Below are 21,651 nucleotides of genomic sequence, written 5' to 3'. Positions count from 1 at the left end.
GCTGGCCGTCAGGCTTGCAGCTTCTTCTCGATCGCGTCCATCAGCAGGCCGCCGATGTCGGTGCCGAACGCATTGTCGATCTCGCGGATGCAGGTCGGGCTGGTGACATTGATTTCGGTGAGGCTTTCGCCAATCACGTCCAGACCGACGAACAGCAGGCCTTTCTCGCGCAGGGTCGGGCCGACTTGTGCGGCGATCCAGCGATCCTTGTCGGTCAGCGGACGGGCTTCCCCACGGCCACCGGCGGCGAGGTTGCCACGGGTTTCGCCCTGAGCCGGAATCCGCGCCAGGCAGTAATCCACCGGCTCGCCGTCGATCATCAGGATGCGCTTGTCGCCGTCCTTGATCGCTGGCAGATAAGCCTGGCCCATGATCTGCTGGGTGCCGAGGGCGGTCAGGGTTTCGAGGATCACCGACAGGTTCGGATCGCCCGCGCGGTGGCGGAAAATCGAAGTGCCGCCCATGCCGTCCAGCGGCTTGAGGATCACGTCGCCGTGTTTGGCTGCGAATTCACGCAGCACATCGGCGCTACGGCTGACTACGGTCGGTGGCGTGCACTGCGGGAACAGCGTGGCGAACAGCTTTTCATTGCAGTCGCGCAGGCTCTGCGGCTTGTTGACCACCAGCACGCCGGCGGTTTCGGCCTGTTCCAGCAGGTAGGTGGAGTACACGAACTCCATGTCGAACGGCGGATCCTTGCGCATCAGGATCACGTCCAGGTCGCTCAGCAGGTTGTCCTGCTCGGCGTCCAGTTCGAACCATTTTTCCGGGTTGGCGAAGACTTTCAGCGGCTTCATGCGTGCCCGGGCCTGACCTTCGCCCTGATACAGGTCGCGCTGTTCCATGTAGAACAGTTCCCAGCCACGCTTCTGCGCGGCCAGCAGCATGGCCAGCGAGCTATCCTTTTTATAGGAAATGCTGGCGATAGGGTCCATGACAATCCCGACGCGAACGCTCATTGGGTTTTCCTCGAAAATTGGCTACCGGATCGGTATTGAAAAAGTGCCGCCAGAGTGGCGCTGGCAGGGTTTTCGGTCAAGGAAAAACCCGTCGATAGATTGCATCTGGAGACTGTGCTAAAAAGGCTGGCATAGCGTGCTGGCCCTTGAGCATCAAGGGTTTCCAGCCATTACTCATCGCAAAACGGACAATTTGATTCGCAAAGGCGACGGTAGAGCCCCCTTATGGAACAGCAGTCCAGCGCCTTGAAGGTCATGGTGATCGATGACTCGAAAACGATTCGTCGCACCGCCGAAACGCTGTTGAAGAATGTGGGCTGCGAGGTCATCACGGCCATCGACGGTTTCGACGCGTTGGCCAAGATCGCCGACAACCATCCCGGAATCATTTTTGTCGACATCATGATGCCGCGTCTGGATGGTTATCAGACCTGCGCTTTAATCAAGAACAACAGTGCGTTCAAGTCCACGCCGGTGATCATGCTGTCGTCGCGTGACGGGCTGTTCGACAAGGCCAAGGGGCGGATTGTCGGCTCTGATCAATTTTTGACCAAGCCTTTCAGCAAGGAAGAACTGCTCAACGCGATCCAGGCCCACGTTCCGGGCTTCGCCGCCGTTTTGCCGCAGTAAGACACGTACAGAGACGCTCGGCCAGCGGGCCGGATGTCGACAAGAAAAATGGGGAAGACCATGGCACGTATCCTGATCGTCGATGATTCGCCGACTGAAATGTACAAACTCACCGGCATGCTGGAAAAGCACGGCCATGAAGTGCTCAAGGCCGAAAACGGCGCCGACGGCGTAGCGCTGGCCCGTCAGGAAAAACCCGACGCCGTGCTGATGGACATCGTCATGCCGGGCCTCAACGGTTTTCAGGCGACCCGCCAGTTGACCAAGGATGCCGAGACCAGCCACATCCCGGTGATCATTATCACCACCAAGGATCAGGAAACCGACAAGGTCTGGGGCACCCGTCAGGGCGCAAAGGATTACCTGACCAAACCGGTCGAGGAAGACATGCTGATCAAGACCCTGAACAACGTGCTGGCCGGTTGATCGCGCCGCCATGAGCGAATCGCTGACCGCGTTCGAGTTGCTGTGGCAGATCGACCAGCGCTGCCGCCTGCTGGCGGCGGACCTGCCGTCGCAGCCCGGTCGCCAGGATCGCTGGAGCGGCATCGGTTTTCGCCTCGGCGAGCACTGGTACGTGGCGCCGATGGGCGAAGTCAGCGAAGTGCTGCACGAGCCGCGCTTCACTCAGTTGCCCGGGGTCAAGCCATGGGTCAAAGGGGTGGCTAACCTGCGTGGGCGCTTGCTGCCGATCATGGACCTGTGCGGGTTTTTCGGTCACGAACTGTCGCCACTGCGCAAACAGCGGCGGGTGTTGGTGGTGGAGCATCAGGACGTATTCGCCGGGCTGCTGGTCGATGAGGTGTTCGGCCTGCAGCACTTCGAACAGGGCAGCTTCGAGCCGATCTCGATCAGCAAGCGCCAGGGCTCCAAGGCCGAGTTCGTCAAAGGCTATTTCCGGCGCGAGCAGAACTGGCGGGTGTTCAGCCTGTTTGCGCTGGCCAAATCGCCGGTGTTCATGAGCGTCGCAATTTAGTCGAAACACCACAAACCCCACATTGGACCGTGGCAGGTTTCATAGGCGAGGACCGATGACAAAAGCAAAAACAGGCAAGTCGGCGGAAGGATCGCGCAGTCGCTCGCAGATCATCGTGCTGTTCATCGCACTGATCGTGTTCATCATGCTGCTGTTCGCCAACTTCGCGTACCTCAACACCCAGGCCAACTACGACAAACAGTACATCGGCCACGCCGGTGAGCTGCGCGTGCTGTCGCAACGCATCGCCAAGAACGCCACCGAAGCCGCCGCCGGCAAGGCTGCCGCGTTCAAGTTGCTCAGCGATGCGCGCAACGATTTCGCCCAGCGCTGGGGTTATCTGAAGAAGGGCGACCCGGCCACCGGCCTGCCACCCGCCCCGGCCACCGTGCGCCCTGAAATGCGCGCCGTGCAGCTGGATTGGGAGCGCTTGCTGAAAAACACCGATGCCATTCTCTCCAGCGAGCAGACCGTGCTGTCGCTGCATCAGGTCGCCGCAACGCTGGCCGAAACTGTGCCGCAGTTGCAGATCGAATACGAAAAAGTCGTCGAAATCCTCCTGCAACGCGGCGCGCCGGCCGCGCAAGTGGCGATGGCCCAGCGCCAATCACTGCTGGCCGAACGTATCCTCGGCGCGGTCAACACCGTGCTGGCCGGCGACGAGAATTCGCAGCAGGCCGCCGACGCCTTTGGGCGCGACGCCACCCGTTTCGGCCAGGTGCTCAATGGCATGCTGCAGGGCAACCCGACCCTGAAAATCAGCCAGGTCGAGGACCGCGATGCCCGTGCGCGCCTGAGTGATATTTCCGAGTTGTTCCAGTTTGTTTCCGGCTCCGTGGATGAAATCCTCGAAACCTCGCCAGAGCTGTTCAAGGTCCGTGAGTCGGCCGGCAACATCTTCAGCCTGTCGCAGACCCTGCTCGATGAAGCTTCACATCTGGCCACCGGCTTCGAAAACCTCGCCGGCGGGCGCAGCACCGATACCATCGGCGGCTACGTGTTGGGGTTGCTGGCGCTGGCCTCGATCATCCTGATCGGCATGGTCATGGTCCGTGAAACCAATCGCCAGTTGCGCGAGACCGCCGAGAAGAACGAGCGCAACCAGAACGCGATCATGCGCCTGCTCGACGAAATCGAAGACCTCGCCGACGGCGACCTCACGGTCACCGCGTCGGTGACCGAAGACTTCACCGGGACCATCGCCGACTCGATCAACTACTCGGTCGACCAACTGCGCGATCTGGTCGCTACCATCAACCTCACCGCCGGCCAGGTGGCCGCCGCTGTGCAGGAAACCCAGGCCACCGCGATGCACCTGGCCCAGGCCTCGGAGCATCAGGCGCAGCAGATTTCCGAAGCCTCGACAGCGATCAGCGACATGGCCCAATCCATCGACCAGGTGTCGGCCAACGCCGCTGAGTCCTCGGCGGTGGCCGAGCGTTCGGTGGAGATCGCCAACAAAGGCAACGAGGTGGTGCACAACACCATCCACGGCATGGACAACATTCGCGAACAGATTCAGGACACCGCCAAGCGGATCAAACGCCTGGGCGAATCCTCGCAGGAGATTGGCGACATCGTCAGCCTGATCGACGACATTGCCGATCAGACCAACATCCTCGCCCTCAACGCGGCGATTCAGGCGTCGATGGCCGGGGATGCCGGGCGCGGTTTCGCCGTGGTAGCCGATGAAGTGCAGCGTCTGGCCGAGCGTTCGTCCGCCGCCACCCGGCAGATCGAGACCCTGGTGCGGGCGATCCAGACCGACACCAACGAAGCGGTGATTTCCATGGAGCAGACCACCACCGAGGTGGTGCGCGGCGCGCGGCTGGCGCAGGATGCCGGGGTGGCCCTGGAAGAAATCGAAGGCGTGTCGAAGACCCTCGCGGCGCTGATCCAGAGCATTTCCAACGCGGCGCAGCAGCAGACCTCGTCGGCCGGACAGATTTCCCTGACGATGAACGTGATCCAGCAGATCACCACGCAGACCTCGTCCGGTTCCACCGCCACCGCCGAGAGCATCGGCAACCTGGCGAAGATGGCCAGTCAGCTGCGCCGTTCGGTATCCGGTTTCACCTTGCCGTCGGCGTCCGCGACGGACAAGGCGTGAGTGGAGTGGTTATGGGTGACCGGCATGATTACGTGGCCCTCGAATGGGTCAAGGGCGAAATTGCCGAAACGCTGAAACAGGCGCATCAGGCGATTGAAGCCGTGCTTGATGATCCGCAGGCCTTTCCTGGGCTGGACGAGTGCCTCGATTACATTCATCAGGTGCACGGCAGCTTGCAGATGGTCGAGTTCTACGGCGCCGCCTTGCTCGCCGAAGAGATGGAACACTTGGTCGAGGCCTTGCAGCACGAGCGTGTCAGCCATCGTGAAGAAGCCCTGCACCTGCTGCTGCAAGCTCTTGGACAGTTGCCGATCTACCTCGACCGCGTGCAGAGCGCCCGCCGTGATCTGCCACTGGTGGTGCTGCCGCTGATCAACGATCTGCGCAGTGCGCGGGGCGAAAGCCTGCTCTCGGAAACCAGCCTGTTCAGCCCGCAATTGCTCCAGTTGTCGCCGCTCAGCGATGCAGCGCTGGCGCTGCTGGAGCCTGCGGAACTGCCGAACGTGCTGCGCAAGTTGCGCCAGATGCTGCAAATGGCGCTGGTCGGTCTGTTGCGCGAGCAGGATGACCAGACGCATCTGGATTACCTGGCGAAAGTCTTCAGCCGACTTGAAGCCTTGAGCGGCGACGCGCCGTTGAGCCCCTTGTGGCAAGTGGCATCGGCGCTGGTCGAAGGCATGCGCGAAGGCGCGATTGCCAACAGTCCCGCGCTGCGCAGCCTGTTCAAGGATGCCGACAAGGAGCTCAAGCGCCTGCTCGAACAGGGCATGCACGGACTCAATCAACCGCCGCCGGCGGAGCTGCTCAAAAGCCTGCTGTTCTATATTGCCAAAGCCGAACATCCCACCGGGCAGATGCTGACCATGAAAGATCGCTACTCCCTGGACGACGCGTTGCCCGACAGCGCGATGCTCGACGAAGAACGCGCGCGCCTGGCCGGCCCCGACCGCGATGCGATGCGCTCGGTGCTCACGGCATTGTGTGAAGAACTGGTGCGGGTCAAGGAGCGGCTTGATCTGTTCGTGCGCAGCGACCGCCAGCATGCCTCGGACCTGGACAGCCTGCTGGCACCGCTGCGGCAAATCGCCGACACCCTGGCAGTGCTCGGTTTCGGCCAGCCGCGCAAGGTCATCATCGATCAACTGGCGGTGGTGCTCAGCCTCGCTCAGGGCCAACGCGAGCCGAGTGACGCCACGCTGATGGACGTCGCTGGCGCCTTGCTCTACGTCGAAGCGAACCTGGCCGGGATGGTCGGCAAGGTGGAGCCGGAAAGCCCCGAAGACGCGCGCTTGCCGACCACCGACCTGACGCAGATCCACCAGATCGTGATCAAGGAAGCGCGCATCTGCCTGCAACAGGCCAAGGAGATGATCGTCGACTACATCGACGCCGACTGGGATCGCCAGCAATTGCAACCGTTGCCGGAGCTGCTGACCCAGGTGCGCGGCGCGCTGGCGATGATTCCGCTGAGCCGGGCGGCGAGCCTGGTCGAAGCCTGCAACCGTTTCATCCGCGAGCATCTGCTGCTCGATCCCCATGAGCCGGGCTGGCAACAGCTGGATAATCTGGCCGACGTCATTACCAGCCTTGAGTATTACCTCGAGCGTCTGAGCGACGATCCGCAGGCGCCGAACGAGCCCCTGCTGGACGTCGCACAGAAGAGCCTCGCCAGCCTCGGTTTCTTTCCCAAGGACCCGCTCGACGAGCAGCCCGGCGAACCGCATGTGCCGCTGCTCGACGATGTGCTCAGCCCCGGCGAAGCGTTGGTGATGCAGGACCTGCAAGCGCTGGATGACCCCGAGACCGTGCAGTCGCTGGCCGATGTGCTGGCAAGCCCGGTGTCGGCGGTCAACCCGCCAGCCTTGATCACCCCCGGCAGCCTGATGCCGCCGCCCGCCGATGAAGAACCGGTGGACGATGAACTGCGCGAAGTGTTCCTCGAAGAGACCGATGAGGTGCTCGAGGTTCTGCACGAATACCTGCCGCGCTGGACGGCCGACACCCATGACCGCGCCGCGCTGACGGAACTGCGCCGGGCCTTTCACACCTTGAAGGGCAGTGGGCGGATGGTTCGTGCGTTGATTCTCGGCGAGCTGGCGTGGGCAGTGGAAAACCTGCTCAACCGCGTACTGGAACATAGCGTCGAGCCCGGCCCGCAGGTTAAACAGTTGCTCCAGGACAGCGTGCTGTTGCTGCCGGAGCTGATCAGCGAATTCGCCACTCAGCGCCAGCGTCAGCGCAGCGACGTCGATCAACTCGCGGCCCGCGCTCACGCCTTGGCCAAAGGCGCTGCGGCGCCGGCCGAGGAAGACGGCGCCGACGTTGCCGCGTTGGATCCGCTGTTGCTGGAGATCTTCCGCAACGAAGCCGAAACCCACCTCGCCAGCCTCAACCGTTTTCTCGATCAGGCCGCCGAGCATGTGCCGCTGCAGGCCAGCGACGAGTTGCAGCGCGCCTTGCACACGCTCAAGGGCAGTGCGTCGATGGCCGGCGTGCTGCCGATTGCCGAACTGGCGGCACCACTGGATCAGTTGGCCCGTGAATTCAAGGCACATCAGTTGCCACTCGACCTGGACGAAGTGGAATTGCTGCTCGAAGCCGAAGGCCTGTTGCGCGTTGGCCTGCGTCAGCTCAAGCACGATCCGCTGGCGCCGATTGTCGGTGCACAGTCGCTGATCAAACGCACGGGCACACTGCTCGCCGAACGTCTGGAAGCCATCCTCAATGCGCCGAATACCGGTTTGCGGGTCAAGCGCGACCCGCAACTGATCAATAACTTCCTCGCTCAGGGCATGGACATTCTGCTCGACGCTGAGAGCCTGCTGCAGCGTTGGCAGCAACACCCCGGCGAGCGCCAGGAACTCAGCGCGCTGCTGGATGAACTGACCACTTTGGGCGAGGGCGCACACCTCGCCGATCTGCTGCCGGTGGACGTGCTGTGCGAAGCCTTGCTCGACCTTTATGGCGCGGTGGAAGAAAGCAGCCTGGCGGTCAGCGAAAGGTTTTTCCAGGAAGCGCAGAACGCCCACGAAGCGTTGATCAACATGCTCGACGAACTGGCCGCCGGCCAGGAAGTCACGCCGCAGCCGCAGCGTATCCGCGCCTTGCACGAACTGCTGGATGAAAGCCTCGACCCGACGTCCATGGGGCTGATCCGCAGCGACGGCAGTCGCACCTTGAGCATCCATGAGCTGGGTGCAGCGACTGCCGAACTCGCCCAAGCCAATGCCGAGACCGCCCCGGACGACGAGATCGTCGAGATCTTCCTTGAAGAGGCGGTGGACATTCTCGACAGCGCCGGCCAGGCCTTGCAGCGCTGGTTGGGCGACCCGGACAACGGCGCGCCGCTGTCATCGTTGCAGCGTGACTTGCACACGCTCAAGGGCGGCGCGCGGATGGCCGAAGTCGATGCCATCGGTGATCTGGCCCATGAGCTGGAAGGTCTTTACGAAGGGCTGGTGGATCGTCGCTACAGTCACAGCGAGAGGCTGGGGCGTTTGCTGCACAAGAGTCATGACCGCCTGGCCTTGTTGCTGGAGCAGTTGCAGGACCATCAGCCACTGCGCCCGGCGCAGGAGCTGATCGAGGCGATCCGCCAGTTCCGTCAGGGCGCATCCGGCAGTGCCGAAGCCGCGCAACCGGCCGCCGATCACGACAGCGCCGCGCATGACCCGGAGCTGCTGGAGATCTTCCTCGAAGAAGGTTTCGACATCATCGAAAACTCCGGCGCGGCGTTGCTGCGCTGGCAGGCCGAGCCGGGCAATCGCCAGGAAGTGGAAACCCTGCTGCGCGACCTGCACACGCTCAAGGGCGGCGCGCGGATGGTCGAGATCGGCCCGATCGGCGACCTCGCCCATGAGCTGGAATACCTCTACGAAAGCCTCGTCAGCGGTGTGCTGCAACCGTCCGCCGAACTGTTCGCGCTGGTGCAGCGCGGGCACGATCGACTGGCGCAAATGCTCGATGGCGTGCGTGCCGGACAGCCGTGCCCGCCAGCGGATCGGCTGATCAGCGCGATCCAGAATTTCAGCCACCCGGCGACGCCCGACACGCCGCCGCTGCTGCCGATTCCGACCAAGACCGAGCCTGCGGCACCAGCCGCTGATGCCGCTGCGGACATGGTCAAGGTGTCCGCCGAGCTGCTCGATGAGCTGGTCAATCTGGCCGGTGAAACCTCGATTTTCCGTGGGCGTATCGAGCAACAGGTCAGCGATGCACAAACCGCGCTGAACGAGATGGAAACCACTATCGAGCGTATGCGCGATCAGTTGCGTCGGCTCGACACCGAAACCCAGGGGCGGATTCTCAGCCGTCAGCAGGTCGATGCCGAACGCCTCGGTTATGAAGAATTCGATCCGCTGGAAATGGACCGTCATTCGCAGTTGCAGCAACTGTCGCGGGCGCTGTTCGAGTCCGCCTCCGACTTGCTCGATCTCAAGGAAACCCTCGACCGTCGCAACCACGACGCCGAGAACCTGTTGCAGCAACAAGGGCGGATCAACACCGAATTGCAGGAAGGCCTGATGCGCACGCGCATGGTGCCGTTCGAACGGATGCTGCCACGGCTCAAGCGCATCGTGCGGCAGGTCGCCGAAGAGCTGAACAAGGACGTCGCGTTCATCATCGACAACGCCGAAGGCGAGATGGATCGCAACGTGCTGGAACGCATGGCGGCGCCGCTGGAACACATGTTGCGCAACGCCGTCGATCACGGCCTGGAGTCCGCCGAAGTACGACTGGCGGCGGGCAAACCGGCGCAGGGCACGATCAGCCTGGACCTGTCGCGCGAGGGCAGCGACATCGTTTTCGATATCCGCGACGACGGCGCCGGCGTGCCGCTGGACGCGGTGCGGCGCAAGGCGATCAAGCGTGGCTTGCTGGCGCCGGATGCCGAGATCAGTGACCGCGACGTGCTGCAGTTCATCCTCCAGCCGGGCTTTTCCACCGCTGAAAAGATCACCCAGATTTCCGGGCGCGGCGTCGGTATGGATGTGGTCCACGAAGAAGTCCGTCAGCTCGGCGGCACCATGAGTATCGATTCGGTGCGGGGGCAGGGCGTGCATTTCCGCATTCGCTTGCCGTTCACCGTGTCGGTCAACCGGGCGCTGATGGTGCAGTGCGGCGAGGATCAGTATGCGATTCCGCTGAACACCATCGAAGGCATCGTCCGCGTCTTGCCGAACGATCTGGAGGGGCATTTCCGCAATGATCCGCCGAGCTATCACTACGGCGGTCAGCGCCATGAACTGTGTTACCTGGGCGAGCTGCTGAAAACCGCGCCCCGGCCGAAACTGCTCGGCCAGAGCCTGCCATTGCCGGTGCTGCTGGTGCAGTGCAATGACCGGCGCATCGCGGTGCAGGTCGATGCGATGGCCGGCACCCGCGAGATCGTGGTCAAGAGCCTCGGCCCGCAGTTCGGCGCGGTGCAGGGAGTGTCCGGGGCGACGATTCTCGGCGATGGCCGGGTGGTGCTGATTCTCGACCTGCTGGCGCCGATCCGCGCGATGCAGGCGCGGGTAGCGCAGCGTCCGGCGCATGCGGAAATCGACAGCGAGCCGCAGAAACCACTGCTGGTGCTGGTGGTCGACGACTCGGTCACCGTGCGCAAGGTCACCAGCCGTTTGCTCGAACGTCATGGCATGAACGTGCTGACCGCCAAGGACGGGGTCGATGCGATGCTGCTGCTCGAAGAGCACATGCCCGACCTGATGCTGCTCGACATCGAAATGCCGCGCATGGACGGCTTCGAAGTCGCCACCCAGGTGCGCAACGACGAACGCCTACAACACCTGCCGATCATCATGATCACCTCGCGCACCGGGCAGAAACACCGCGACCGTGCAATGGTCATCGGCGTCAACGACTACCTCGGCAAGCCGTACCAGGAATCGGTGCTGCTCGAAAGCATTGCCCACTGGAGCAAGAAACATGCATGAGCGCCGCCACAACGCGCGCACCAGCCAACTCACCGGTTTGCTGCTGCCGCTGGCCGACCGCAATCTGATCCTGCCCAACGTCGCCGTGGCCGAGCTGATCGACTATCAGGCCAGCGCTTTCGACCTGGACACACCGCCGTGGTACCTGGGGCGGGTGAGCTGGCGTGAACGGCAGATTCCGTTGCTGAGTTTCGAGTCGGCCTGCGGGCAGAAAATCGTCATCGGCGAGCGCGCGCGGATCGTCATCCTCAACGCCCTCGGTGGCTTGCCGCAGCTCAAATTCATTGCGCTGCTGGTGCAGGGGATTCCGCGTTCGTACAAGCTCGACAGCCAGTTGAGCTATGTTGATGTCCCGTTGTGTGCGCTGGAGCAGGCGGCGGTGCAGGTCGGGGAGCAAGTGGCGAAGGTGCCGGATTTGTTGGGGTTGGAGCAGTTGTTGGTGGATGCGGGACTGGTTCACTGATCCAGCCTTTATGGGGGGCTGGCTGGCCTCTTCGCGAGCAAGCCCGCTCCCACAGTAGATTTGTGCACAAAATTTGCGCTCACCGAAGATCCCCTGTGGGAGCGGGCTTGCTCGCGAAGACGTCAGTCGCCACACCCCAATCCGACAGGCAAACCCTCAATCTCTACAGCGCCATAAACTTCCTTCAGCCCAACTGTTTAAAGACAGACTGATCCAGAATTTGCGATGCGTCGGCTGGCCTCTTCGCGAGCAAGCCCGCTCCCACATTGGATCTTCAGTGAATACAGATTATGCGTACGCCACCGATCCCCTGTGGGAGCGGGCTTGCTCGCGAATGCGGCAGTGAACGTTACGCTCAGCGTAATGATTCATCGCCGCACTTGATTGATGCCCACCCTTCACGCGCCTAACGTAGCTCCACGACAGCGAACCCCGTGGAGTGAGCATGACAACAACAATTTCCTCCGACTCGCGCTGGACGCGGCGGCGTGACGAGAAGCAGCGGCGCCTCGACAAGGTACGCGGGCTGGCCGATGGTGTGGTGTTGCCCACCGACAAGATCGTTGCCGCACTCGAAGCGCTGATCCATCCCGGCGACCGCGTGGTGCTGGAGGGCAACAACCAGAAGCAGGCGGATTTTCTTTCCCGCTCGCTGGCCAAAGCCGATCCGCAAAAGCTCCACGATCTGCACATGATCATGCCCAGTGTCGGTCGCTCGGAGCACCTCGACCTGTTCGAGCGCGGCATCGCCCGCAAGCTCGATTTCTCCTTTGCCGGCACCCAGAGCCTGCGCATCAGCCAGCTGCTTGAAGACGGTCTGCTGGAAGTCGGCGCGATTCATACCTACATCGAACTCTACGCACGGCTGGTGGTGGACCTGATCCCCAACGTCGTGCTCTCGGCCGGGTTCATGGCTGACCGCGCCGGCAACATCTACACCGGCCCGAGCACCGAAGACACCCCGGCGCTGATCGAACCGGCCGCCTTCAGCGATGGCATCGTCATCGTCCAGGTCAACCAATTGGTCGACGATGTCAGCGAACTGCCCCGCGTGGATATCCCGGCATCGTGGGTCGATTTCGTGGTGGTGGCCGACAAGCCGTTCTACATCGAGCCGCTGTTCACCCGCGACCCAAGGCACATCAAACCGGTGCACGTGTTGATGGCGATGATGGCGATCCGTGGCATCTACGAAAAACACAACGTGCAGTCGCTCAACCACGGCATCGGTTTCAACACCGCCGCCATCGAATTGATTCTGCCGACCTACGGCGAATCCCTCGGCCTCAAGGGCAAGATCTGCCGCAACTGGACGCTCAACCCGCACCCGACACTGATCCCGGCGATTGAAAGTGGCTGGGTCGAAAGCGTGCATTGCTTCGGCACCGAACTGGGCATGGAAAACTACATCGCCGCGCGCCCGGACGTGTTCTTCACCGGCCGTGACGGCTCGCTGCGTTCCAACCGGATGTTCTGCCAACTGGCCGGGCAGTACGCGGTGGACCTGTTTATCGGCGCGACGTTGCAGGTCGATGGCGACGGCCATTCCTCGACCGTGACCCGTGGTCGTCTCGCCGGTTTCGGCGGTGCGCCAAACATGGGCCATGACCCGCGTGGCCGCCGTCACGGCACCCCGGCGTGGCTCGATATGCGTCACGATGACTCGCAGCAACCGATGCTCGAACGCGGCAAGAAACTCGTGGTGCAAATGGTCGAGACCTTCCAGGAGGGCGGCAAACCGACCTTCGTCGAAACCCTCGACGCGGTGGAAGTGGCGAAGAAAAGCGGCATGCCGCTGGCGCCGATCATGATCTACGGCGATGACGTCACCCACCTGCTCACCGAAGAGGGCATCGCCTACCTGTACAAGGCGCGCTCGCTGGAAGAGCGCCAGGCGATGATCGCCGCGGTGGCGGGCGTGACCGCTATCGGCCTGCGCCACAACCCCAAAGACACCGAACGCATGCGCCGCGAAGGCCTGATCGCCTTACCCGAAGACCTCGGCATCCGCCGCACCGACGCCACCCGCGAACTGTTGGCGGCGAAAAGTGTGGCCGATCTGGTCGAGTGGTCCGGCGGCCTGTACAACCCGCCCGCCAAATTCAGGAGCTGGTAATGCACGCACTCAACCTGCAAGCGAAACCCCTCAGCCTGAGCGAACGCCTGGCGGATCTGGCGGTGGATGCGCTGATCGACGAAGCCGATCTGTCGCCGAAACCGGCGCTGGTCGACCGTCGTGGCAACGGCGCGCACACCGATCTGCACCTGGGCCTGATGCACGCGTCGGCGTTGTCGTTGTGGCCCGCGTTCAAGGAAATGGCCGAAGCTGCCAGCACGACAGGCGAGGTCGGTTTGCCATTGCGCGAAGCGATTGGCCGCATCGGTCGCGAAGGCGAGCAAGCGATGCTCGCGACCACTAACGGTGTAAACACCCATCGCGGGGCAATCTGGGCCTTGGGGCTTTTGATCACTGCCGCTGCACTGGAGCCGCAATCGTCCAGCGCCAATGCAGTCTCCCTGCGCGCCGCACGTCTGGCCTTGCTGGATGATCGTCATGCACCAAAACCCTTGAGCCACGGCGCCCAGGTCGCCCTCCGATATGGCGCACGCGGTGCCCGCGAGGAAGCGCAACTCGGCTTCCCGTCCGTACTGCAACGTGGCCTGCCACAACTCAAACGCAGCCGCGCCAACGGCCACGGCGAACAGAATGCCCGGCTCGACGCCTTGCTCGCGATCATGACTGACCTCGCCGACACCTGCGTACTTTACCGCGCAGGTGAACAAGGCCTGCACGCCATGCAAAGCGGCGCGCAAGCGGTGCTCGATGCCGGCGGCAGCGCCAGCCTCAGCGGGCGTCGGCGCCTGCACGAACTCGATCAACAACTCATCGCATTGAATGCCTCGCCCGGTGGCGCCGCCGACTTGCTCGCCGCCACGCTGCTGCTCGACCGAATCGAGCGCGACGGCATCCTTCAAGGAGCGTTTTGATGGAAACCTTATCCTTTGAATTCCCCGCCGGGCAGCCGCCACGCGGTCGCGCGCTGGTCGGTTGTGTCGGCTCGGGTGATCTGGAAGTGCTGATCGAACCGGGGCTGGCCGGCAAGCTGACGATCAATGTGCAGACCTCGGTCAACGGCGCACAGCTGCGCTGGCAGCATCTGTTTGCGCGGATGTTCGACGGCACCACGCCGCCGGCGATGGCCATCGATATTCACGATTTCGGTGCGACGCCGGGTGTGGTGCGGCTGCGGCTGGAACAAGGTTTCGAGGAGATCGGCCATGACTGACAGCGCGGCGCTTTTGCACAAACACAGCTTCGTCGAACTCGGTGCGCGGCAACGGGCGAAAGCCTTGCTCGATGCCGGGACCTTCCGTGAATTGCTCGACCCGTTTCAGCGCGTCATGTCGCCCTGGCTTGAACGCCAGGGCGTGGTGCCGCAAGCCGATGATGGTGTGGTGATCGCCAAGGGCAGCCTCGATGGTTTGCCGGTGGTGATCGCGGCGATTGAAGGCGCGTTTCAAGGTGGCAGCCTCGGCGAAGTCGGCGGGGCGAAGATTGCCGGTGCGCTGGAACTGGCCGCTGAAGACAACCGCAAGGGCATCCCGACCCGCGCCGTGTTGCTGCTGGAAACCGGTGGCGTGCGCTTGCAGGAAGCCAACCTCGGGCTGGCGGCGATTGCCGATATCCATGCGGCGATTGTCGATTTGCAGCAGTACCAGCCGGTGGTGGGCGTGGTGGCGGGCAGCGTCGGCTGTTTCGGCGGCATGTCGATTGCCGCCGCGCTGTGCAGCTATTTGCTGGTGACCCGGGAAGCGCGCCTCGGCTTGAACGGCCCGCAGGTGATCGAGCAGGAAGCCGGGATCGAGGAATACGACTCGCGCGACCGGCCCTTCATCTGGAGCCTGACCGGTGGCGAGCAGCGTTTCGCTAGCGGCTTGGTGGATCGTTATGTCGCCGATGATGTGGAGAAGATTCGGCAGCAGGTTGGCGAGTTGCTGCAACAAGGTTTACCGGCGCAACCACGCAGTCAGCGTGCCGAGTGGTTCCTTCAACGCCTCGGCAGTCTGAACACTGACCAGCAAATCGAACCGGCGGTGGTTCGCGATCTGTATCAAGGAGAGCGCTCATGAGCGGTTATTCATTGCGCGGTTTGAACTGGTTCAATGCCCTGAGCGCGGGGGCTGTTGCGGTGAAAGGGTTGCCGCCATCGTTGAAGGTGGCCGACGGTGAATTGGGGCGTTTTATCGCCGTGGTCGCTGACCCGGACAACCGCTTTCCACGCGCTCGTAACGGTGAAGTCGGCCTGCTCGAAGGCTGGGGCTTGGCCAAGGCTGTGGATGACGCGATCAGCGCTGATCGCGACAAAGCGCAGAAGCGTCCGATCATCGCCATCGTCGATGTACCGAGCCAGGCTTATGGCCGCCGCGAAGAAGCGCTCGGCATTCATCAGGCTTTGGCCGGTGCGGCGGACAGTTATGCCCGCGCCCGCTTGGCCGGCCACCCGGTGATTGCGCTGTTGGTGGGCAAGGCGATGTCCGGGGCGTTTCTCGCTCACGGTTATCAGGCCAACCGCTTGATTGCCCTGCGCGATCCCGGCGTGATGGTGCACGCGATGGGCAAGGCGTCGGCGGCGCGAGTGACCTTGCGCAGCGTTGAGGAACTGGAAGCGCTGGCGGCCAGCGTGCCGCCGATGGCTTATGACATCGACAGCTACGCCAGCCTCGGATTGCTCTGGGAAACCCTCTCGGTGCAGCAGATCGAGCAGCCGTCAGCGGAGGATCTGGCGCGAGTGAGCGAGTGCCTGAAACAAGCCATCGACGATATCTCCAGCACTGACTTGAGCAACCGTCTCGGCGCGAAAAATCGCCAAGCATCCAGCCGCGTGTGCGAACTGCTGAGGGCGCAGTGGTGAACATGCCACTGGCCCACGACCTGCTCTGGGGCATGACGCCGGCGCAGTTGCCGGCGGATGCGCCGCTGTGGGCCGTCGAGTCGCTGGCAGCCGGGCAACCGGTGGTGGTGCGGCGCGCCGTGAGCGCTGCAGGCCGGGTGGCGGTGGGCGTGCGCGGAGTGTTGCGCGAGCAGCGGCTGGCGGCGTTTATGCCGGTCGATTCGATTGCCTGTCGGGTCAGTCCCGAGGCGCTTTGTCGGGTCGATTGCGAGCGTGATTTACCGGTGATGCAGGCGCTTGGACAACTGCGGCCGTGGCTCGATGATTGCGGTTGGGTCTGGGGCGTCAGCGGCAGTGTCGGGTTTGAATTGGCCAGTGGTTTTGCAGCGATGCACGAGCGCAGCGATCTCGATCTGATCCTGCGCACGCCGCAAGTGCTGACGCGCAATCAGGCACGCAAACTGGTCAAGCGTTTCGATCAGGCGGTGTGCCGGGTCGACATGCAATTGCAGACGCCGTTCGGTGCGGTGGCTTTGCGCGAATGGGCCAGCGATTCGGCGCGCGTGCTGCTGAAGAATGCTCATCAGGCTTGTCTGGTGGCTGACCCGTGGAACCCGCAGGAGCAGGCAGCGTGAGCAGTCTGTTGGTGTTCCCTGGCCAGGGCGCGCAGCAAGCGGGCATGCTCCAGCGCTTGTCTGGAGCAACGCTGACCGAGGCCAGTGATGTGCTCGGTGAAGATGTCTCGTTGCTCGATTCGCCCGAAGCGTTGCGCAGCACCCGGGCCGTTCAGCTGTGCCTGCTGATCGCCGGCGTCGCTGCGTCGCGGCAGTTGTTGCAGGACGGACTGACGGCGGACTACGTCGCTGGCCTGTCCATCGGCGCTTATCCGGCAGCGGTGGTCGCCGGGGCCTTGAATTTCAGCGATGCACTGCATCTGGTGAGCCTGCGCGGTGAGTTGATGCAGCAGGCTTATCCACAAGGCTACGGCATGACCGCGATCATCGGCCTGCAATTGTCCACCGTCGAAACGCTGCTGGCGCAGGTGCACAGCGAGGATGCGCCGGTGTACCTGGCCAACATCAACGCCGATAACCAAGTGGTGATTGCTGGCAGTGACGAGGCCATGCAAACCGTCGCCGAACTGGCACGCAGCCGTGGCGCCGGTCTGGCGAAACGGTTGGCGGTGAGTGTGCCGTCGCACTGTCCGCTGCTGGAAAAGCCGGCGCAAACCCTTGCCAAAGCCTTCGCCAACGTCGAATTGAAAATGCCGCAGATGGCTTATCTGAGCGGCAGTCGCGCGCGCCCTGTGACCAAAGTAGAAGCGTTGCGCGACGATCTCGCCTTCAACATGTGCCGCGTGGTCGATTGGCGCGGCACCGTGCAAAGCGCCTACGAGCGCGGCGTGCGTCTACACATCGAATTGCCACCCGGTGCCGTACTGACCGGGCTGGCGCGCCGGGTGTTCGAACAGGGCACGGTCACTGCCTTCGACAGTGCGCGGCTCGACACCTTGCAGGCGCTGCTGCGCGAGGAGGGTGGCCGCCGACCATAAACCGCCGCGACTCAGGCTTCGAACAACAAAAACAACATTCGACGATGCACTTTGAGGACTACAACAATGATTATTTACGGTGTGGCGTTTCTCGCCTTTTGTACGCTGGTGGGTATTTGGGTCGGTGAGCTGCTCGGCAAGTTGATCGGCGTGCCGGCCAACGTCGGCGGCGTCGGTATTGCGATGCTGCTGCTGATCGGGTTGGGCAGTTACCTGAACAAAAGCGGCTGGCTCAAAGGCAAGACCGAGCAGGGCGTCGAGTTCTGGAGTGCGATCTACATTCCGATTGTGGTCGCCATGGCGGCGCAACAAAACGTTTTCGGTGCGCTGAAGGGCGGGCCGATGGCGATCCTCGCGGGAACGCTTGCCGTGGTCATCGCCTTTGCCTTGGTGCCGGTGCTGGTGCGCCTGGGTAACAAGGAACCGGCGCCGATCACACCTGCCAAGACTGCGGGGTGAGCGCCATGTACGAATCAATGATGAAAGTCATCACCGGCTACGGTTTGATCAGCGGTTTCCTGATTGTCGGCCTGACCATGTGGGTGTCCTACTGGATGTCCAACACCTTCACCAAGGGCCGTCTGCACGGCTCGGCCATCGCCATTTTGCTGGGACTGGTGCTGTCGTATGTCGGCGGTGCACTGACCGGCGGGCAGAAAGGCGTGGTGGATATTCCGCTGCTGTCAGGCATCGGTTTGCTCGGCGGCGCGATGCTGCGGGACTTCGCGATTGTTGCGACGGCGTTTGGCGTCAGCGTCGATGAGCTGAAGCGCGCCGGGTTTGTCGGGGTGCTGGCATTGTTTATCGGCGTGGGCACATCGTTCGTTGCCGGGGTCGGTGTGGCGATGGCGTTCGGTTACACCGATGCAGTGAGCCTGACCACCATTGGCGCAGGGGCGGTGACTTACATCGTCGGGCCGGTGACAGGCGCGGCGATTGGGGCGAGTTCCGAGGTGATGGCGCTGTCGATTGCGGCGGGGTTGATCAAAGCGATTCTGGTGATGGTGATGACGCCGTTCGTGGCGCCGATGATCGGCCTGAACAACCCGCGCAGTGCGGTGATCTTTGGCGGTTTGATGGGCACCTCCAGTGGCGTGGCCGGCGGGTTGGCGGCGACCGATCCGAAACTGGTGCCCTATGGCTGCCTGACGGCGGCGTTCTATACGGCGTTGGGTTGTTTGCTCGGGCCTTCGCTGTTGTTTCTACTGATGCGCGGGTTGATGGGCTAAGCCATCTGCTGTCTGGACTGACGCCTTCGCGAGCAGGCTCGCTCCCACACTTGGAATGCATTTCCCTGTGGGAGCGAGCCTGCTCGCGATTGGGACGACGCGGTCTCAGGCCTGGCGATTGGCATACATCCGACATTCCGCCAGCAACGCCAGCAGGTTCGGATCGCGCTCCTTGGCCTTCAGAAACACCACGCCGATGTGCTGCTGCAACCGGTACTTCTCCTGCAACGGGATCAGCTTCACCCGATTCTCGTACACCGCCGCAATCCGCCCCGGCAGTAACGCGTAACCGACGCCCGAACTGACCATGCTCAGCAGGGTGAAGATGTCGTTCACCTGCATCGCCACTTTCGGCTCGAACCCTGCCTGCTTGAACACCCGCACACCGTCCTGATGCGTTGCAAAGCCCTGGGTCAAGGTGATGAACGTTTCATCGCGTACCTGCGCCAGATCGACTTCGGTGCGTTGGGCAAACGTGGAATCCGCCGGCGTGGCGAGGAAGATGTCATCGGAGAACAGCGGGATCTGCTCGCAGTCCGGGTCGTTGATGCTGTCGTCCAGCGACACCAGAATCGCGTCGACTTCCATGTTTTTCAGCTTGTAGAGCAGGTCGATGTTCGAGCCGAGGATCAGGTCGATGTTGAGTTCGCTGCGGCGTATCTTCAGGCCCATGATCAGTTGCGGCACGGTCTTCACCGTCAGCGAATACAGCGAGCCGAGCTTGAAGCGTTCGGCAGAGAATCCGGCGGCTTCGCGGGTCAGGCGTACGCTTTCGACGACATCATTGATCAGCTTCTGTGCGCGCTCTTCCAGCACATAAGCGCTTTCCAGCGGCGTCAGGTTGCGGCCTTCGTGCTTGAACAGCGGGCAGCGCAGGGCGCTTTCCAGTGAATGAATGGCGCGATGCACGCTGACGTTGCTGGTCTGTAACTCGGCAGCGGCGCGCGCCAGATTGCCGGTGCGCATGAAGGCGAGGAACACCTCGAGTTTTTTCAGGGTCAATTCTTCGTCGATCAGCATGGCGCGGACTCTTTTTGGTATCGGCCGATTGTGCCCAATTACCACGACATGTGCAGACCCGCGTTGAACAGAAACATTGCGCTTTTACGCTCAAGGCCCGAGCCTTGCGCGTTGCGGTAACGAATCATGAGGTGAGCGACACATGTATCACGGGGAAAGACTCAACGCCTGGACGCATCTGGTCGGGGCGGTGGCAGCGTTTATCGGCGGTGTGTGGATGTTGGTGATTGCCAGTCTCGACGGCAGTCCGTGGAAGATTGTCAGCGTGGCGATTTACGCATTCACTCTGTTGGTGCTCTACAGCGCCTCGACCGTGTACCACAGCGTGCGCGGGCGTAAAAAAGCAATCATGAAAAAGGTTGATCACTTTTCGATCTACCTGTTGATTGCCGGCAGTTACACGCCGTTCTGTCTGGTGACGCTGCGCGGGCCGTGGGGCTGGACGCTGTTCGGCATTGTCTGGGGGCTGGCGTTGATCGGCATCCTGCAAGAGATCAAGCCACGCTCGGAGGCGCGAATTCTGTCGATCGTGATTTACGCGGTGATGGGCTGGATCGTGCTGGTGGCGGTCAAGCCGTTGATCGCGGCGCTGGGCACGACCGGGTTTGCCTGGCTGGCGTCGGGCGGTGTGTTGTACACCGTGGGGATCATCTTTTTTGCCCTTGATCACCGGTTGCGGCATGCGCACGGGATCTGGCACCTGTTTGTGATTGCCGGGAGTTTGCTGCACTTTGTGGCGATTCTGTTTTATGTCCTGTGAATGCAATGCTGGTGGGAGGGGGCTTGCTGCTGACATCTTTGTTGAATGACATACCGCATTCGGGAGCAAGCCCCCTCCCACAGTGAATCTTCTGTGTTCACAAAATGTGTGTTCACTGGAGATCTATTGTGGGAGCGGGCTTGCTCGCGAAGAGGCCCTAGAAATCACCCCAAAGTTGCTGGGCCACCGCCAATGCAAGCCCCCTCCCACAGTGAATTTTCTGTGTTCACAAAATGTGTGTTCACTGGAGATCTGTTGTGGGAGCGGGCTTGCTTGCGAAGAGGCCCTAGAAATCACCCCAAAGTTGCTGGGCCACCGCCAATGCGACCACCGGTGCCGTCTCGGTACGCAATACACGTGGGCCAAGGCGCGCCGCGTGGAAACCGCTGCCCTTGGCCTGCTCGACTTCGGCGTCGGACAACCCGCCTTCCGGGCCGATGAGGAAGGCCAGGCTCGAAGGCTTGGCGTGACTCACCAACGGCTCCGCCACCGGATGCAGCACCAGTTTCAACTCAGCTTCGGTCTGCTTGATCCAGTCAGCCAACAACACTGGCGGATGAATCACCGGCACTCGCGAGCGCCCGCACTGCTCACAGGCACTGATCGCCACCTGACGCCAGTGCAGCAGGCGTTTGTCGGCGCGCTCATCCTTGAGCCGGACTTCGCAGCGGTCGCTGAAGATCGGGGTGATTTCATTCACGCCCAGCTCGGTGGCTTTCTGAATCGCCCAGTCCATGCGCTCGCCCCGGGACAGTCCCTGGCCGAGGTGGATATGCAGCGGCGATTCGACCTGACCGGCGAATTGCTCGTCGATCTGTACGGTCACGCGCTTCTTGCCAACTTCCAGCAGGGCGCCCCGAAACTCATGGCCGGAGCCGTCAAACAACTGCACCGCATCGCCCTCGGCCATGCGCAGCACGCGGCTGATGTAATGCGCCTGGGCTTCCGGCAGTTCGTGTTCGCCGGTGCTCAGGGGCGCGTCGATAAAGAAGCGGGACAGTCTCATTTCGGGGTCTCTGGAAAGATGTGAATCAATTGGATTGGTGTCGACTTCATTCGCGAGCAGGCTCGCTCCCACATTTGAAATGCATTCCCCTGTGGGAGCGAGCCTGCTCGCGAAGGCG

Annotated in this window: 19 protein-coding genes; 16 read left to right on the top strand and 3 right to left on the bottom strand. The window is 62.4% G+C overall.

Annotated elements, in window-relative coordinates; translation table 11 throughout:
• Positions 1-8: 8 nt before the first annotated feature.
• Entirely contained in the window at positions 9-959 is a 951-nt protein-coding gene (gshB, locus tag AC1UK9_RS26485) for a glutathione synthase (protein ID WP_482578783.1), read from the bottom strand.
• Positions 960-1,184: 225 nt separating this feature from the next.
• On the opposite strand from gshB, the gene pilG reads away from it, so the two are divergent.
• The 15 genes from pilG (at position 1,185) to madM (ending at position 18,747) form a co-directional block, all read left to right on the top strand.
• Complete coding sequence (gene pilG / locus AC1UK9_RS26480; RefSeq protein WP_025109153.1) at positions 1,185-1,589, top strand: twitching motility response regulator PilG; 405 nt, start codon at positions 1,185-1,187, stop codon at positions 1,587-1,589.
• 60 nt (positions 1,590-1,649) lie between these two features.
• On the top strand, positions 1,650-2,015 hold the full coding sequence (gene pilH / locus AC1UK9_RS26475; RefSeq protein WP_025109154.1) for a twitching motility response regulator PilH: 366 nt from the start codon (positions 1,650-1,652) through the stop codon (positions 2,013-2,015).
• Positions 2,016-2,025: 10 nt separating this feature from the next.
• The gene (locus tag AC1UK9_RS26470; RefSeq protein WP_025109155.1) at positions 2,026-2,565 is read left to right on the top strand and encodes a chemotaxis protein CheW; all 540 of its coding nucleotides are present in this window, start codon (positions 2,026-2,028) and stop codon (positions 2,563-2,565) included.
• Between the two features lie 55 nt (positions 2,566-2,620).
• Positions 2,621-4,675 (top strand): methyl-accepting chemotaxis protein, encoded by a 2,055-nt coding sequence (locus AC1UK9_RS26465; protein ID WP_025109156.1) that lies wholly within the window; start codon positions 2,621-2,623, stop codon positions 4,673-4,675.
• Between the two features lie 11 nt (positions 4,676-4,686).
• Positions 4,687-10,611 carry an Hpt domain-containing protein gene (locus AC1UK9_RS26460; RefSeq protein WP_482578782.1) on the top strand — a complete coding sequence of 1,975 codons (5,925 nt, stop codon included), beginning with the start codon at positions 4,687-4,689 and terminating at the stop codon, positions 10,609-10,611.
• The gene (locus tag AC1UK9_RS26455; RefSeq protein ID WP_025109158.1) at positions 10,604-11,074 is read left to right on the top strand and encodes a chemotaxis protein CheW; all 471 of its coding nucleotides are present in this window, start codon (positions 10,604-10,606) and stop codon (positions 11,072-11,074) included. The genes AC1UK9_RS26460 and AC1UK9_RS26455 overlap by 8 nt, the downstream gene beginning before the upstream one ends.
• A gap of 445 nt (positions 11,075-11,519) precedes the next feature.
• Positions 11,520-13,190 (top strand): malonate decarboxylase subunit alpha, encoded by a 1,671-nt coding sequence (gene mdcA / locus AC1UK9_RS26450; RefSeq protein ID WP_482578781.1) that lies wholly within the window; start codon positions 11,520-11,522, stop codon positions 13,188-13,190.
• Positions 13,190-14,062 (top strand): triphosphoribosyl-dephospho-CoA synthase, encoded by an 873-nt coding sequence (locus AC1UK9_RS26445; protein ID WP_482578780.1) that lies wholly within the window; start codon positions 13,190-13,192, stop codon positions 14,060-14,062. Before mdcA ends, AC1UK9_RS26445 begins: the two co-directional genes overlap by 1 nt.
• Positions 14,062-14,361: a malonate decarboxylase subunit delta gene (locus AC1UK9_RS26440; RefSeq protein WP_007913697.1), complete on the top strand. Its 300-nt coding sequence runs from the start codon at positions 14,062-14,064 to the stop codon at positions 14,359-14,361. The genes AC1UK9_RS26445 and AC1UK9_RS26440 overlap by 1 nt, the downstream gene beginning before the upstream one ends.
• The gene (locus tag AC1UK9_RS26435) at positions 14,354-15,205 is read left to right on the top strand and encodes a biotin-independent malonate decarboxylase subunit beta (protein ID WP_473013822.1); all 852 of its coding nucleotides are present in this window, start codon (positions 14,354-14,356) and stop codon (positions 15,203-15,205) included. Before AC1UK9_RS26440 ends, AC1UK9_RS26435 begins: the two co-directional genes overlap by 8 nt.
• Positions 15,202-15,987 (top strand): biotin-independent malonate decarboxylase subunit gamma, encoded by a 786-nt coding sequence (mdcE, locus tag AC1UK9_RS26430; protein WP_482578779.1) that lies wholly within the window; start codon positions 15,202-15,204, stop codon positions 15,985-15,987. The genes AC1UK9_RS26435 and mdcE overlap by 4 nt, the downstream gene beginning before the upstream one ends.
• Entirely contained in the window at positions 15,981-16,601 is a 621-nt protein-coding gene (locus AC1UK9_RS26425) for a malonate decarboxylase holo-ACP synthase (protein WP_482580528.1), read from the top strand. The genes mdcE and AC1UK9_RS26425 overlap by 7 nt, the downstream gene beginning before the upstream one ends.
• Positions 16,598-17,518 carry a malonate decarboxylase subunit epsilon gene (gene mdcH, locus AC1UK9_RS26420; RefSeq protein WP_482578778.1) on the top strand — a complete coding sequence of 307 codons (921 nt, stop codon included), beginning with the start codon at positions 16,598-16,600 and terminating at the stop codon, positions 17,516-17,518. Before AC1UK9_RS26425 ends, mdcH begins: the two co-directional genes overlap by 4 nt.
• Positions 17,519-17,584: 66 nt before the next feature.
• Positions 17,585-17,977 carry a malonate transporter subunit MadL gene (madL, locus tag AC1UK9_RS26415; RefSeq protein WP_482578777.1) on the top strand — a complete coding sequence of 131 codons (393 nt, stop codon included), beginning with the start codon at positions 17,585-17,587 and terminating at the stop codon, positions 17,975-17,977.
• Positions 17,978-17,982: 5 nt separating this feature from the next.
• Positions 17,983-18,747 (top strand): malonate transporter subunit MadM, encoded by a 765-nt coding sequence (gene madM / locus AC1UK9_RS26410; RefSeq protein ID WP_473013818.1) that lies wholly within the window; start codon positions 17,983-17,985, stop codon positions 18,745-18,747.
• 105 nt (positions 18,748-18,852) lie between these two features.
• Here madM and AC1UK9_RS26405 read toward each other — a convergent pair whose 3' ends face one another.
• On the bottom strand, positions 18,853-19,767 hold the full coding sequence (locus tag AC1UK9_RS26405) for a LysR family transcriptional regulator (RefSeq protein ID WP_473013817.1): 915 nt from the start codon (positions 19,765-19,767) through the stop codon (positions 18,853-18,855).
• Between the two features lie 142 nt (positions 19,768-19,909).
• Between AC1UK9_RS26405 and trhA the strand changes: the two genes are divergently transcribed.
• Positions 19,910-20,527, top strand: coding sequence for a PAQR family membrane homeostasis protein TrhA (gene trhA / locus AC1UK9_RS26400; protein WP_025109169.1), 618 nt, complete (start codon positions 19,910-19,912; stop codon positions 20,525-20,527).
• A 286-nt stretch (positions 20,528-20,813) separates the two neighbouring features.
• Here the strand turns inward: trhA and AC1UK9_RS26395 are convergent, their stop codons facing one another.
• Positions 20,814-21,533 (bottom strand): 16S rRNA (uracil(1498)-N(3))-methyltransferase, encoded by a 720-nt coding sequence (locus tag AC1UK9_RS26395; protein WP_025109170.1) that lies wholly within the window; start codon positions 21,531-21,533, stop codon positions 20,814-20,816.
• Between the last annotated feature and the right edge of the window lie 118 nt (positions 21,534-21,651).

The organism is Pseudomonas sp. AK-TSAG1-1, from assembly GCF_056821665.1.
Note: the sequence above shows the minus strand (reverse complement) of the source record. Positions and strands in the feature narration are given on the sequence as shown.